The 14,713-nt window shown below is 72.3% G+C and carries 11 protein-coding genes; 3 read left to right on the plus strand and 8 right to left on the minus strand.

From position 1 onward, the window contains the following. Positions 1-87: 87 nt before the first annotated feature. Both OG611_RS02595 and OG611_RS02600 read right to left on the minus strand, forming a co-directional pair. The gene (locus OG611_RS02595) at positions 88-1,068 is read right to left on the minus strand and encodes a DeoR/GlpR family DNA-binding transcription regulator (protein ID WP_266415118.1); all 981 of its coding nucleotides are present in this window, start codon (positions 1,066-1,068) and stop codon (positions 88-90) included. A gap of 186 nt (positions 1,069-1,254) precedes the next feature. Further along, on the minus strand, positions 1,255-2,694 hold the full coding sequence (locus OG611_RS02600; RefSeq protein ID WP_266415120.1) for an NAD(P)H-quinone dehydrogenase: 1,440 nt from the start codon (positions 2,692-2,694) through the stop codon (positions 1,255-1,257). A gap of 249 nt (positions 2,695-2,943) precedes the next feature. Between OG611_RS02600 and OG611_RS02605 the strand changes: the two genes are divergently transcribed. The 3 genes from OG611_RS02605 to OG611_RS02615 all read left to right on the plus strand — a co-directional run bounded on the left by OG611_RS02605 (position 2,944) and on the right by OG611_RS02615 (position 6,013). Continuing rightward, on the plus strand, positions 2,944-3,381 hold the full coding sequence (locus OG611_RS02605; protein WP_093549148.1) for a gamma-glutamylcyclotransferase: 438 nt from the start codon (positions 2,944-2,946) through the stop codon (positions 3,379-3,381). Positions 3,382-3,483: 102 nt separating this feature from the next. Then, a complete protein-coding gene (locus OG611_RS02610; RefSeq protein WP_266415126.1) occupies positions 3,484-4,308 on the plus strand; it encodes a purine-nucleoside phosphorylase in 825 nt (274 codons plus the stop codon). Between the two features lie 55 nt (positions 4,309-4,363). Beyond that, on the plus strand, positions 4,364-6,013 hold the full coding sequence (locus tag OG611_RS02615; protein ID WP_266415128.1) for a phospho-sugar mutase: 1,650 nt from the start codon (positions 4,364-4,366) through the stop codon (positions 6,011-6,013). A gap of 39 nt (positions 6,014-6,052) precedes the next feature. On the opposite strand, the gene OG611_RS02620 is transcribed toward OG611_RS02615, so the two are convergent. From OG611_RS02620 to OG611_RS02645, 6 genes are all read right to left on the minus strand, one after another. After that, positions 6,053-6,889 carry a phosphate ABC transporter ATP-binding protein gene (locus OG611_RS02620; protein WP_266415130.1) on the minus strand — a complete coding sequence of 279 codons (837 nt, stop codon included), beginning with the start codon at positions 6,887-6,889 and terminating at the stop codon, positions 6,053-6,055. Positions 6,890-6,913: 24 nt separating this feature from the next. Continuing rightward, a complete protein-coding gene (locus OG611_RS02625; RefSeq protein ID WP_266415132.1) occupies positions 6,914-7,846 on the minus strand; it encodes a sortase in 933 nt (310 codons plus the stop codon). An 89-nt stretch (positions 7,847-7,935) separates the two neighbouring features. Then, positions 7,936-9,315: an Ig-like domain-containing protein gene (locus tag OG611_RS02630; protein WP_266415134.1), complete on the minus strand. Its 1,380-nt coding sequence runs from the start codon at positions 9,313-9,315 to the stop codon at positions 7,936-7,938. A gap of 95 nt (positions 9,316-9,410) precedes the next feature. Then, entirely contained in the window at positions 9,411-10,379 is a 969-nt protein-coding gene (locus OG611_RS02635) for a hypothetical protein (protein ID WP_266415135.1), read from the minus strand. Positions 10,380-10,567: 188 nt separating this feature from the next. Then, positions 10,568-13,012 carry a hypothetical protein gene (locus OG611_RS02640; protein WP_266415137.1) on the minus strand — a complete coding sequence of 815 codons (2,445 nt, stop codon included), beginning with the start codon at positions 13,010-13,012 and terminating at the stop codon, positions 10,568-10,570. Then, a complete protein-coding gene (locus tag OG611_RS02645) occupies positions 13,009-14,712 on the minus strand; it encodes a phosphate ABC transporter substrate-binding protein PstS (RefSeq protein WP_266415139.1) in 1,704 nt (567 codons plus the stop codon). Before OG611_RS02645 ends, OG611_RS02640 begins: the two co-directional genes overlap by 4 nt. Position 14,713 lies beyond the last annotated feature (1 nt).

The following is a 14,713-nucleotide window of genomic DNA, read 5'->3' on the forward strand; positions in this document are numbered from 1 at the left end:
GCCCGGCAGGGCTGGGTTTTTCGGCCCGGCGATTGGAGGAGTCCGGCCTGGCAGAGCCGGATCTTCGCCCCCCACCGAGGCCGGGTTCTATCGGCGGCGCAGGTCCGCGACCCTCGCGCGGTCTCCCGGGCCCTGGCCCGACTCCGTCAGGGACGCCGCGCTCCGCAGTTGCTGCGGGCCCTGACCTCCGGGGCCGCCGTGTGTCGTACGACGCTGTCCGGGCAGTGGCATGTCACGGCGGCCCTGCCGGCCGTGCGGGAGGGGCTCGGCCGCCGTGGGGCCGCTGCCCGAGCCGGCCACCGCGATCTGCACCCCCTGGTCCGCCAGGGCCTGCAGTTCGGTGGCGGCACGGTCGTCGTGACCGGGCGGCTCGTCCGTCACCAGGCGGGTGATGAGATCCGTCGGCACCGTCTGGAACATGGTGTCGGAGCCGAGCTTGGTGTGGTCCGCCAGGACCACCACCTCCGCGGCTGCCTGCACCAGCGCCCGGTCCACGCTCGCGGAGAGCATGTTGGACGTGGAGAGGCCGCGCTCCGCGGTGAGCCCGCTCCCGGAGAGGAACGCGCGCGCGACCCTCAGCCCCTGGAGGGACTGTTCGGCACCGCTGCCCACCAGGGCGTAGTTGGAACCGCGCAGCGTGCCGCCGGTCATCACCACCTCCACCCGGTTGGCATGGGCCAGCGCCTGGGCGACCAGCAGCGAGTTGGTGACGACGGTCAGACCGGGAATCCGCGCGAGCCGGCGGGCCAGCTCCTGCGTGGTCGTACCGGCGCCGACGACGATGGCCTCGCCCTCTTCCACGAGACCGGCGGCCAGGTCGGCGATGGCCGTCTTCTCCGCGGTGGCGAGATGGGATTTCTGCGGAATGCCGGACTCCCGCGTAAAACCGCCCGGCAGTACCGCACCGCCGTGCCGGCGGTCGAGGAGTCCTTCTGCCTCCAGTGCCCGCACGTCCCGCCGTACGGTCACTTCGGAGGTCTGGACGACGCGGGCGAGCTCACGGAGCGATACCGCCCCGTTGGCACGCACCATTTCGAGGATCAACTGACGACGTTCTGCAGCGAACACGAAACTGACAGTAACGTGACCGCCCGAGTGTTTTCAGCAGTTCGCGCCGAATAGCGGAAGTTGTACATACAAGGGGCCGCCAAGTGATATAGGCGGCCCCGTTGTTGTTCTGTACTGATCGGACGGCGGTCGTCGGGCCGCCCGAGTTGCCGGGAGTTGCCGGGGATTACCGGGTCCCGAAGGCGCTTACGCCTCGCCCGCGCGCTTACGGGTGTGCAACTGCCTGGCCACTTCCGCGATCGAACCCGACAGGGACGGATACACGGTGAAAGTGTTTGCGATCTGTTCTACCGTCAAATTATTGTCGACCGCGATCGAGATGGGGTGAATGAGTTCACTCGCACGCGGCGCGACGACACAGCCGCCGACCACGATGCCGGTGCCGGGCCGGCAGAAGATCTTGACGAAACCGTCGCGGATTCCCTGCATCTTGGCGCGCGGGTTGCGCAGCAGCGGCAGCTTGACCACCCGGGCGTCGATCTTGCCGGCGTCGACGTCGGCCTGGGTGTAGCCGACGGTGGCGATCTCGGGATCGGTGAAGACGTTCGAGGAGACCGTCTTCAGGTCCAGCGGGGCCACCGCGTCACCGAGGAAGTGGTACATCGCGATCCGGCCCTGCATGGCGGCGACCGAGGCGAGGGCGAAGATCCCGGTGACGTCACCGGCCGCGTACACGCCGGGCGCGCTGGTGCGGGAGACCTTGTCGGTCCAGATGTGGCCGGACTCCTTGAGCCGGACCCCGGCCTCCTCCAGGCCCATGCCCGCGCTGTTCGGGATCGCGCCGACCGCCATGAGGCAGTGCGAACCGGAGATGACCCGGCCGTCGGCGAGGGTGACCTCGACCCGGTCGCCGACGCGCTTCGCGGCCTGGGCGCGGGAGCGGGCCATGACGTTCATGCCGCGGCGCCGGAAGACGTCCTCCAGCACGGCGGCCGCGTCCGGGTCCTCGCCCGGCAGCACCCGGTCGCGGGACGAGACGAGGGTGACGCGCGAGCCGAGCGCCTGGTAGGCGCCCGCGAACTCGGCGCCGGTCACGCCGGAGCCGACCACGATGAGCTCCTCGGGCAGCTCGTCGAGGTCGTAGACCTGGGTCCAGTTCAGGATGCGCTCGCCGTCGGGGAGGGCGTCCGGTATCTCCCGGGGGTGCCCGCCGGTCGCGATCAGCACGGCGTCGGCGGTGAGTGTCTCCTCGGTGCCGTCGGCGGCGGTCACGACGACCTCGCGGGAGCCGTCGGCGGCCTGGAGGCCCGCCAGGCGGCCCCGGCCGCGCATCACGCGGGCACCGGCGCGGGTGACGGAGGCGGTGATGTCGTGGGACTGGGCGAGCGCCAGGCGCTTCACCCGTCGGTTGACCTTGCCCAGGTCGACGCCGACCACGCGGGCGGCCTGCTCGACGTGCGGGGTGTCGTCCGCGACGATGATGCCCAGCTCCTCGTACGAGGAGTCGAAGGTGGTCATCACCTCAGCCGTCGCGATCAGGGTCTTCGAGGGCACGCAGTCGGTGAGCACAGACGCGCCGCCGAGGCCGTCGCAGTCGACGACGGTCACCTCCGCGCCGAGTTGGGCGCCCACCAGTGCCGCCTCGTAGCCGCCGGGTCCGCCGCCGATGATCACGATCCGGGTCACGAAAAGTCCGCCTCGCGTATGTCATCCCGCGGCCGTCTGCTGCCCCGGCCGGGGGTCCGGGGGAGCGCCCCGGGGGAATGCAGTACGTACTTCATTGTCCCGCACGCGCCAAGGTGCTTCGCCCCGGGGCCCTCCATACGTGCGCCGGGGCGTGCGCGCCGGGGCCCGGGGGTGGCGAGCGGAACCCCGTAAGTGGTCTTCCGCACCGGAGTCGACGTTCTCCCCGTCACCTCCCGTACCCTCGAACCCATGTCGCTCTACGCCGCGTACGCCGGCAACCTCGACGCGCGGCTGATGACGCGCCGCGCACCGCATTCCCCGCTGCGCGGCACGGGCTGGCTCAACGGCTGGCGGCTGACCTTCGGCGGGGAGCAGATGGGCTGGGAGGGCGCGCTCGCCACGGTGGTGGAGGCGCCCCGTTCCCAGGTCTTCGTGGCGCTGTACGACCTGGCGCCGATGGACGAGGACTCCATGGACCGGTGGGAGGGTGTCGGCCTCGACATCTACCGCCGGATGCGGGTGCGGGTGCACACCCTGGACGGCGAGGAGCCGGCCTGGATGTATGTGCTGAACGGCTACGAGGGCGGGCTGCCCTCCGCCCGCTATCTGGGCGAGATCGCCGATGCCGCGGAGTCCTCGGGCGCCCCGCACGACTATGTGATGGAACTGCGCAAGCGCCCCTGCTGACCCGGCCGACCAGCGCTTTTGTGTGAAAGTACGAGGATGCGTGCGCAGACTCTGCGCATAGGCATCTACGCGCGTAGGGAATCACCGGCTACCCTCATCCGCGTGAACGCATCAGTTATTCCGGACCACATCCAGGGCGACCCGTACGCCGCCGCCTCCGACGCCGCCGCCCGCCTGCGCGAGCTGACCGGTGCCGAGACCCACGACGTCGCGCTCGTGATGGGTTCCGGCTGGGCACCCGCGGGCGATGCGCTCGGCACTCCGGAGGCCGAGTTCCCGGTGACCGAGCTGCCCGGTTTCCCGGCGCCCGCCGTACAGGGGCACGGCGGCACGATCCGCTCGTACAAGATCGGCGACAAGCGGGTCCTGGTCTTCCTCGGCCGCACGCACTTCTACGAGGGCCGGGGCGTCGCCGCCGTCGCGCACGGGGTCCGTACCGCCGTCGCGGCGGGATGCGGGACCGTCGTCCTGACGAACGGCTGCGGCGGTCTTCGCGAGGGCATGCGCCCCGGTCAGCCGGTGCTGATCAGCGACCACATCAACCTGACGGCGGCCTCCCCCATCGTCGGCGCCAACTTCGTCGATCTGACCGATCTGTACTCGCCGCGGCTGCGCGCGCTGTGCAAGGAGGTCGACGAGACCCTCGAAGAGGGCGTGTACGTGCAGTTCACCGGCCCGCACTACGAGACCCCGGCCGAGATCAACATGGTCCGCGTCATGGGCGGCGACCTGGTCGGCATGTCCACCGTGCTCGAAGCCATCGCCGCGCGCGAGGCCGGCGCCGAGGTACTGGGCATCTCGCTGGTCACGAACCTCGCGGCGGGGCTGAGCGGGGAGCCGCTCAACCATGCGGAGGTGCTGCAGGCGGGGCGGGACTCGGCGACCCGGATGGGTTCGCTGCTGGCCCGGGTGCTCGAGCGGATCTGAGCCGGGCCCGAACACCGGCGAGGCTGAATTCCCACACCGCAGAAAGGCGGACACCGTGCAGCAGGACCTCATCGCGCAGGCCAGGACATGGCTCGCGGAGGACCCCGATCCCGAGACCCGCGACGAGCTCGCCGGGCTCATCGGATCCGGGTCCGCCGAGAGTGCCGACGAGCTCGCCGCACGGTTCGCCGGCACGCTGCAGTTCGGCACCGCCGGGCTCCGCGGTGAGCTGGGGGCCGGGCCGATGCGGATGAACCGTTCCGTCGTCATCCGGGCGGCGGCCGGTCTCGCCGCGTATCTGAAGGCGCAGGGGCAGGGCGGCGGGCTCGTCGTCGTCGGGTACGACGCCCGGTACAAGTCCGCCGACTTCGCCCGCGACACCGCCGCCGTGATGACCGGCGCTGGCCTGCGGGCGGCGGTGCTCCCCCGCCCGCTCCCCACCCCCGTGCTCGCGTACGCCATCAGGCACCTGGGCGCCGTCGCCGGCGTCGAGGTGACCGCCAGCCACAATCCGCCGCGCGACAACGGCTACAAGGTCTACCTCGGCGACGGCTCGCAGATCGTCCCCCCGGCGGACGGCGAGATCGCCGCCGCCATCGCCGCGGTCGGCCCGCTCGACGGCGTGGCCCGGCCCGACGACGGCTGGGACGTCCTCGGCGACGAGGTCCTGGCGGCCTACCTGGCCCGTACGGACACCGTGCTCGCCGCCGGATCGCCGCGTACCGCCCGGGTCGTGTACACCGCCCTGCACGGTGTCGGTACGTCCGTGCTGACCGCCGCCTTCGACCGGGCCGGATTCCCCGCGCCGGTGCTCGTCGCCGAGCAGGCCGAGCCCGACCCGGCCTTCCCCACCGTCGCCTTCCCCAATCCGGAAGAGCCCGGCGCGATGGACCTCGCCTTCGCGACCGCGCGCCGCGCGGACCCCGACATCGTCATCGCCAACGACCCGGACGCCGACCGCTGCGCCGTCGCCGTCCCGGACCCCGGCGCCGACGGCGGCTGGCGGATGCTGCGCGGCGACGAGGTCGGCGCGCTGCTCGCCGCCCATCTGGTGGACCGCGGCGTGACCGGTGTCTTCGCCGAGTCGATCGTGTCGTCCTCGCTGCTCGGCCGGATCGCCGGGAAGGCCGGGCTCGGCCACGAGGAGACACTGACCGGCTTCAAGTGGATCGCCCGCGTCGACGGCCTGCGGTACGGGTACGAGGAGGCGCTCGGCTACTGCGTCGACCCCGACGGCGTACGCGACAAGGACGGCATCACGGCCGCCCTGCTCGTCGCCGAACTCGCCTCCGGGCTCAAGGAGCAGGGGCGTACGCTCCTCGATCTCCTCGACGACCTCGCGGTCGCCCACGGGCTGCACGCCACGGACCAGCTGTCGGTCCGGGTGGAGGACCTGTCGGTGATCTCCGACGCCATGGCGCGGCTGCGCGAGCAGCCCCCGACCGCGCTGGCGGGCCTCGCCGTCACCTCGGCCGAGGACCTGGCGCGGGGCACGGCGCAGCTGCCGCCCACCGACGGGCTCCGCTACCAGCTGGAAGGCGCCCGGGTGATCGTCCGCCCGAGCGGCACCGAGCCGAAGCTCAAGTGCTATCTGGAGGTCGTGGTGCCGGTCGGTTCGGCGGACGAGCTGCCGACGGCCCGCGCGAAGGGCGCGGAGCTGCTCGACGGGATCAAGCGCGATCTGGCGACGGCGGCCGGTATCTGAGCGGAAGCGGGGCGGCCGGCGCGGCGGGGCCCCGGGGCGTCATCCGAAGCGGCCGTTCACGTAGTCGGCGGTCCGGGCGTCCTGCGGGGCGCCGAACATCGCGTCGGTCGGGCCGTGTTCGACGATCACACCGGGCGTGCCCTGTTCGGCGAGGAAGAACGCGCAGTGGTCGGAGACCCGCGCCGCCTGCTGCATGTTGTGCGTGACGATCACGATGGTGACCTCCTCCTTGAGGTCGGCGATGGTCTCCTCGATCCGGCGGGTGGAGGTCGGGTCCAGCGCGGAGCAGGGTTCGTCCATCAGGAGCACCCGGGGGCGGACCGCCAACGACCTCGCTATGCAGAGGCGTTGCTGCTGTCCGCCGGAGAGCGCGCCGCCGGGCTGGCGGAGCCGGTCCTTGACCTCGCGCCACAGGCCGGCCTTGGTCAGGCATTCCTCGACGAGATCGTCCCTGCCGTCCCTGGCCGCCTTGATGCCGTTGAGTTTCAGGCCCGCGAGGACGTTGTCGTACAGGGACATGGCGGGGAACGGGTTGGGCTTCTGGAAGACCATGCCGATCTCGCGGCGGGCGCGGGTGATGCGGCGGCCCCGGTCGTAGATGTCCTCGCCGTCCAGCAGGACCCGGCCCGCCAGGGAGGCGGAGCCGATCAGTTCGTGCATCCGGTTGAGGATGCGCAGGAACGTCGACTTGCCGCAGCCCGACGGGCCGATCAGGGCGGTGACCTCCAGCGCGGGCATGTGCAGGGAGACCCGGTCCAGGACCTTGTGGTCGCCGAACCAGGCGGAGACCGCTTCGGCTTCGAGGGTGGCGGGGGAAGCGGTGCCGGTGCGCGGCCGGTTGGGCACGGTGGCGGGCAGCGGGATGGTCTCGGTCATCGGAATGTTTCAACTCCTGTTCGTTCAGAGCAGGTTGGGGAGGAGGCGGGTGACGGCCGTGGCGACCGCGAGGCCGAGCGCGGCGAGAACGGGTCCGGCGGTGATCCAGGTCTGCCAGCTCCCCCAGACCCGGTGCAGCCAGACCGCGAGGAGCGCGGCGGCGAGCAGGGCCTGCGACCGGAGGAAGACCGCGAGCCAGGCGCCGCCCTCCCCGCTCTCCCCGCCGAGCGCCTCCTCGGCGGGGCCGATCCAGCCGAGGCGGACGTAGCGGGGCGGGCTGGGCTGGACGGGGGTGGTGAGTTCGGCGTCGACGTACAGCACGCCGGCGGGGGTGTACGGGCTGCCGGACGCGGTCATGAGGGTGAGCCGACCCCGGGCCCCGGCGGGCGCGGGGAGCCTGTCGCCCGAGCGCCGGACGGCCGACACCGTGTACACAGCCTTGCCCTGACCGGTCGTCACCTCGATCCTCGACCCGGCGGGGAGCTTCGACAGGCCGTTGAACGGGCTGCCGTATCCCCACTGGCGCCCCATGATCACGCTGGTGCCCGCCTGTCCTGGCATCGGGGTGTCGCGGCGGTGCCCGGGTCCGGACATCAGGACGCCGGAGGTGGTGCCCTCGCCGACGACCTCGCGCAGGCCGAGGGCGGGGATGCGCAGGAGGGCGACGGGTGCGCCCGGGGAGAGCGGCTTGTCGTCGTAGGTGCGCTGGCCCACCGGGGCGGTGCCGAGCGCGAGTTGCCTGCGGAGTTCGGCGTAGCCGGTCTGCTGGTCGCGGGCGTGCTGGAGGTGGCCGACGACCGTGAGGTCGGCGGCGAAGCCGAGGAGTACGGCCGCGAGAACGCACAGTGCCGCTCCGGCCAGGGCGAGACCGGGGCGGGCCGGGGGCCGGGCCCCCGGCGGGGGCGGTGTCGGGGGCGGGGCGGGGGTCACCGGTGGCGGGGTCAGCACGGTCGTCACGTCGGATGCGCTCCTCGTCGGGGCGGGATGGGTGCGGGTGCCGGTGCCGGCACGGGGAAGGCGGGGGCCGGGGCCCCCGCCCCCGTACGTCAGAACCGGAGCAGGCCCTTGCGTCGGGTGTGCAGCACGAACGCGGTACCGAGCCCGCAGAGCGCGAGGGCCGCCGTGCCGAGCGCGAGGGCGCTGGTGCCGGTCGAGGCGAGCGGGCCCGTGGCGGTGTCCCCGCCGCCGCCCGAGCCTCCGGTGGACGGACCCGCTGTTCCGCCGCCGTCCGCACCGGTCGTCGCACCGCCGTCGTCCGCGCCCGCGGAGTCGCTCGGGCTCGGGTCGGGGCCCGGTGCGTCGCCGACGGCGAAGAGGAACTCGACACTGTGGCCGCCGGTCCCCGGCTCGGCGAGGGTGAGGGTGTACGAGCCGTCCTCGATGTCCGCCGGGACGGTGAACGCGTAGGCGGGGACAGCGCCTTCGGCGTCGGCGGTGGCGTCGGGGAAGGCGGCCCCGCTGTCGGCGAGGGCGACCTTCACCTTGGCTCCCCCGGTGTAGCCGCGGGCGGTGATGAGGACCTTCTGGCCTGCGGTGAGCGTCGGGTTGACGTCCAGGGCCTTGCCGTCCGCGTCGGTGATGTCGAGGTCGGCGGGCGTGCCCGGGGTGGGGCCGCCGGTGTCGCTCGGGTCCGGGGAGGGCGAGGAGCCGGCCCCGGTGACGGTGTACGTCACGGCGGCGGAGACGGATTCCGTGTACGCGCCGGAGTCCGCCGGGACGAACTTCGCGGTGAGCGTGTGCGCGCCCTCGGCCAGCGCCTTCGTCCTCAACTCGGCGGCCCCGGAGGCGACATCGGCGCTGCCGAGCTCGGTGGTCCCGTCCAGGAAGGCGACCTTGCCGGCGGCGGCCGGGGGTGTGACGGCGGCCTTCAGCGCGACCTCGGTCCCGGCGGGGGCGGTAGCGGCGGGGGTGGCGGTGAGCGCGGTCGTGGTGGCGGCGGCCGCCTGGACGGTCCAGGAGTCGCCGGTGACCTGGATCTTCGCGGGGAAGTACTTGCCACCGATGTTGTCGGCGTCGCGGCACATGAGCCGGATGTCGTACGTACCGTCCAACGACCCGCTGGGGATCCAGCTCCGCAGCAGGGATTCGAGCGACTTCCCGGCGAGGATGTCGGCGCTGAACGGCCCCTGGTCGAACGGGGCACCGACGGTCGTCCTGCCCAGGGTGACCGTGCCGCCGGCCGGTTTGGCCAGGACCAGCGAGACCTGCTGCGCGTTCTCGGCGGGGCAGGGGCCGTCGGTGGTCACCTTCGGGAAGGTCGGGTTGTCTGCGGTCTTCCCCGAGGCGATCGGGAACGTCAGTCCGCCCAGCGCGTCCTCGGCACGGGCCGTCGGTGCGAGGCCGAGGACCGTGGCCGCCGCGGCGAGCAGGAGCGAGCAGCAGAGCAGCCGCGCGGCGGGTGTTCTCGGTGGTGCGAGATGTCTCATGGTGGTCGGTCCCCCCAGTGGGATGCGGTGGTGGGTATGCCTGGGGGCCGGGCACCCTGGGGGTGCCCGGCCGTGGCGCGGTTACGGGGTGGTGGTCAGCTCTCGCCCCGGAGGTCGGTGCTGCCGCAGTTGGCGATCGTGCCGAAGCCGTACGTGGCGATCACGCCGTTCTGCGCGCAGACCTTGGACGTGGAGCCGACGAAGGCGGCGGCGATCGTCGGGTCGGTCAGCTTGGCGGTCGGGACGACGTTGTAGACGTCGCGGTTGAAGGGGAAGGCGGTGTTGAGGGTGCCGTTCGCGTTCCGAGGGGCCACACCGTTGACCGAACCGAGCACGGCCGCGCCGCGCCGGTCGACGACATCGCCCGGCTCGTTGCTCTGCGCGATGTACTGCGCGACGGAGTACGGGGCGATGTCGCCCGCGCTGTCCAGCGCCTCGCCGTTGTGCTCCTGGACGGTGTCGTCGACGCAGGCGCCGAAGGTGGACTCGGTGAGGCCCAGCTGCCCCAGGAAGAAGGACCGGGTGCCGGAGCCGGACTGGGGCAGCAGCGGGGTGAGCGCCACACCGTTGAGGGACGTCGTCCGGCAGGTGTAGACGGAGACGAGCTGCGCCTTCGTGAGCGCCTTGGGCAGGGCGCTGTCGGAGCGGACGGCGAAGGTGACCGCGTCCTTGCCGAACGGGATCCAGGTCAGGTCGGTGGACGAGGTGTCCGCGACGCCGCGCGAGGAGCGCGCGAAGTCCAGACAGCCGGTGTTGTTGTCGACGGCGTTGCGCAGCGCGTTGATGCCGGCCGAGGAGCCGTTGGGCCGGGCGATCTGGCAGCCGGTGGCGCGGGTCTTGATCGTCGTCGTGCCGAGGGCGTTGTACGAGGCGATCAGCGAGCCGCTGTCGACGGCGCCGCCCAGGCCGTTCACGACGTCCTGGGTGGTGTCCGAGCCGACACCGGCGAGGACCCGGTAGGTGCCGGGGGCCGGGTCCGCCGAGGCGGGGGCCGCCATGGCGCCGAGGGCGAGGGCCGCGGTACCGACGACGGCACCGATGCGTGCGCGGGACTTGACGTTCACTTCTGTTCTCCTCCGTGCATACGGATACGAGGAATGGAAGGAATGGACGCTCAAGCAGAATTCTGAATTTTTTTCCACCGGCCCGTCGACCGGCCACCGATGACTTTTCCTTATCCGGTTCCCGGCGGCCACCAACGGCGACGGTTGATCAGGTTACGAAATGCTTTACGAGGTGACACCTGGAGAACTCAGCCGGTCCGGACGGATTTCCGCACGGAAAGGCGGAGCAGAACGGGTCCGGAAAGGCCCGCGATTCCGCCCGCGAGCAGCACTCCGGTCAGCACCCAGCGGACGATCCCGAGGGCCGTGGAGGGGGTCAGGCCGCCGGACTCGGCGACGTTCTGCTGCTCGGCGCCGCCGGGGTCCGCCTTGTGCGCCGTCGTATCGCCCGGGTCGGGGTTCGCGTCGCCCCCGCCGGCCCCGCCCGTACCGCCACCGGCGCCGCCCGGTCCGCCGCCCGCTCCCCCGGCCCCGCCGCCGGACGCTCCGAAGCCGCCGGGGCCCGCCGGTCCGCCCGCCCCGGAACTCCCGGCCGCGGTCTTCGGGTGTTCCAGCCGGTCCGCGGCGGCGAGCGCCCGGGTGCGGAGGGCGGCGGGCAGCGGCGCGTATCCGGGCGGCAGCTGTCCGGCGGCGGCGCCCGGGGTCTGCCCGGACCGCGCCGCGTAACGGATCAGCCCGGCGAAGTCCTTGCGCTCGGCCGCGGGGGTGCTGGTGTAGGCGCCCGCGTAGACGACGGAGGCGAGGGGGTAGGCCCGGCCCCTGGCGCCACCCGGGTTCGGGGCGAGCACGCCCGGCTCGACCGAGTCCTTCATGGCGGCGGCTCCGGCGAGCAGCGAGGCGGGTGTGGGGGCGACGAAGGTGCCGTCGGCGTTGCGCAGGGAGGCGGTCTGGAGTCCGTAGCGGGCCGCGGAGGCGGCGTCGACGATCGCGAGCACCATGCGCTGACCGGCCAGCGGGGGCGTGTTGACCAGCTTGGCCGGTGAGCCGTTGCCCCCGGCGGCCGCGGTGGTCGTGGCTCCGTTGTTGCCCCGGCGGGTGCGCAGCGCGCCCTCGTGCATGTCCTGGACGTACGGGGCGATCTCGGTGGTCCCGTACTCCAGGGACTCCACGCCGACGGTGACGGTGGTGCGGGTCGGATCCGCCTTGGGGAAGTCGTTCACGCTCGTGTCGGAGTCCAGGTGCAGCTCCTTGAAGTACGGGTTGACCTTCGTGCCCCAGGGGTCGGGAGTGCCGGCCAGGAATTCCCGCGCCTCGGTGTCGGACCGCAGCCACTTCCACAGCATTTCGGTGGTGTCGGAACTCTCCAGCTGCACCATGATGCTCGACGGCGAAAGATGGGGAACCCAGTCCTTGAAGGCCGGATTGAGCTTCTTGAATTCTTCGTCGTGGAAGAGGCTGAGTGGATTGTCCTTGATGTGTTCGGGGGCGGCCTTGATCCTGCTGACCACGTCCTTCTGGTACGACGAGGTGAGCATCTTGGCGAGCAGTCTCGGGGTGAGTCTCATCGAGGTGAGCTGTCCGGAGCCCGGCATTTCGACGAAGAAGCCGACGACCAGTCCGCTCACCGCCACCGGCGCGTGCACCGCGCTTCCGCCCGCCCCCTCCCCCGGCGGGAGCAGCGGGTCGACGGTGAAGGCGAGGTGCGGGGACCCCGGCGTGGGCCTGGCGAGGGTCTCCCGTGCGCCTGCCTCGCCGCTCTGACTGAAGGCGAATTTCGCGTTGCCCGCACCCGCGCAGAGTGTCGACTGCCATGAGCTGATCGCCTCGGTGACGAGCTCCGACCCGGTCACCCGGCGCTCCGCCCGGTCGGCCGGACAGGTGTTGCCCACCGGCTGGAAGTGCAGCGGCACCACGAGGCGCTGGGCCCAGTTGGACGCGGTGAGGGGCGAGGTCTCCAGCCGGTGGTTCGAGCCGGTCCCGCCGTCCACGTCGTGCCCGCCGCGCGGTACGACGACGAGCCAGCAGGGACGGGTCCCGGTCCGGCCGGACTTCTTCACCGGTTCGCCGCAGCCGAGCTGCGAGGCCTCCTGCCCGGACTGCATCTGGAAGGTGAACTCGCCCGTGCCGTCCGCGTGCGTGACGGCGTAGGGCTCCTCGTTGGAGTCGATCGAGCTGAAGTAGGTCCAGTCGCGGGACCCGGTGGTCGCGGGGCCGCCGTCGGCGGGCCGGAACGGGACGTACGACTCACCGGAGCCGTTTCCCACGTACTCCTTCTCGGCGGGGTCGGCGGCCCCCACCCCGATCTGGCGCAGCGCGGTCCAGTTGCCGCCCTGCCCGCCGCTCCCCTGGGCGCCGAACTGGCACTGCTCGCGCGAGGGCCCCCGGGGGTCGTCCCCCCAGCACTGCATGATCTGGAGGTAGTCGTAGGTGAAGCCGTCCTGCGTCGGCCTGCCGCCGGTCCAGGTGATCCGCACCCCCTGGCCGCGCAGCTGCTCGGTCTGGTGGACGGTGACCTTCAGCTTCGAGAAGTCGTCGTACGGGCCCTTGCGGCCGGTCACCGTCACCGCCGAGCCCGTCGCCGCCCGGGCGGGGGACGTGGTGGCGGGCAGCGGCAGCAGCGCGACCACGAGGGCGGCGAGCAGGGCCCCGATGCCGGTGGCGATGCGTCGGCGGGTGTGACGTCCGGGTGTCATCGCAGCCCTTCCTTGCGACGGCTGCGGGCGGCGAGCGCCCGCGCGGTGAGCGGTGGTCCGACGACCACGCCGACGAGCAGGACGGCGGAGAGCGCCATCAGCACGCCGCGCAGCCCCGGTGAGTCGCCCGCGGCGAGGGTGACCGGGTTGCCGACGACGGAGGCGTCCCCGGTCCCGGCACCGGCCGAGCCGGCGATCCGTTCGCCGGTGTCGGGGTCGACGGCGCCCGAGGCCGCACCGCCCCCCGTCCCGCCGGACGCCCCGTCCGTACCGGTGGAGCCTCCCGACGCTCCCGCGGCACCGGCGCCGCCCGCACCGCCCGCGGAACCCGCGCCGCCGCCCGCACCGCCACCGGCGGATCCGCCGCCGGAACCGCCGCCGTTCGCACCGGCGTTCACCCGGGTCCGCTCCTTGGCGCCCGCCGTGCCGTCCGCGCACTGCGTGGTGCCGCGCTTGTCGCAGGCCTGGGGGTACGGGGCGTTCCTGGCCAGGGTGTTGGAGCCGTCGGCGGAGAAGGTGGGGTTGCGGCAGCTCTTGATGTCGACGGCGGCGGTCGGCGCGCCCGGGATCCTGCGGACCTGGGTGAATCCGGCTTCGACGAGGTTCTTGGGCAGTGGCGAGTAGCCGAGCTCCTCGGCCTGCTGCTGGCCCTCGCAGAGGAAGTAGTTGGCGAAGGCGCCGAGCGTCCTGCCCTTGGCGGCGGTGAACGGCGACTCGGCCGCGGTGGGCACGATCATGTAGCTGTAGGAGGAGAGCGGGTAGGTGCGCCGGTCGGCCGAGCGGTAGACGCCGTCCAGGATCTGGGTGAGGTAGTTCTCGGAGTTCTTGTCCTCGTCGATCCGGGCCTTCATCAGCGCCACGGCGACACTGGAGGCGGTCGGCTCGACGTAGTAGCCGGAGGCGTTGAGCACCTTCGCCACCGGGAAGTGGGTCTTGATCGCGTACGAGTACTCGACGTAGGTGATCGCGCCTTCGGCGTGCCCCTGCTTGGTGTAGCCGGAGACGCCCAGCGAACCGGACTTGGCGATCGTCGAGGAGCCCGGCACGACGGGGAAGTACGAGGTCATCCCGCAGGGGGTGGAGCGCCCGGCACGCCTGCAGTACGCGTCCCACAGCGCGCCGTGCTCCTTGGCCAGCCAGGTGGTCAGCTGGGCGGTCGTACCGGAGCCGTCGGAGCGCACGACGGGGATGATGCGGCGGGCGGGGAGCACGAGACCGGGGTTGTCGGCCCGGATCTCGGGGGCGTTCCACATCGTGAGCGCGCCGGTGAAGATCTTGGTGATGACCTCGCCGGAGAGCCGCAGGTTGGTGACCTTCCGGCCGCCGATCCGCAGGTTGTACATGAAGGCCGTGCCGCCGGCCACGATCGGCATGTACGCGTATCCGCGCTTCGGCGGCGCGTCCCGCATGCCGGACTCGGTCAGTCCGTACGGGATCTCGGAGACGGCGAAGTCCGCCGTGCCGTTCTTGAACTGCTCACGGCCCACCGAGGAACCGACCGGCGAGTAGTTGACCGTCATGCCGCTGTTGGCGGCGACGTTGCGGCGCCACTGGTCGAGCGCGTTGGAGCTCCAGGTGGAGCCCCCGCCGCTGATCTTCGTGTACGAGGCGGCCTGGGCGGTCGTCGGGTGCAGGGCGAGCAGCGCGCACACCAGTGCCGCCACCGCCATGGTCAGTCGGGAGACGGTTGCCGGTCTCACT

It is taken from the genome of Streptomyces sp. NBC_01363 (assembly GCF_026340595.1).
GTDB lineage: Bacteria > Actinomycetota > Actinomycetes > Streptomycetales > Streptomycetaceae > Streptomyces.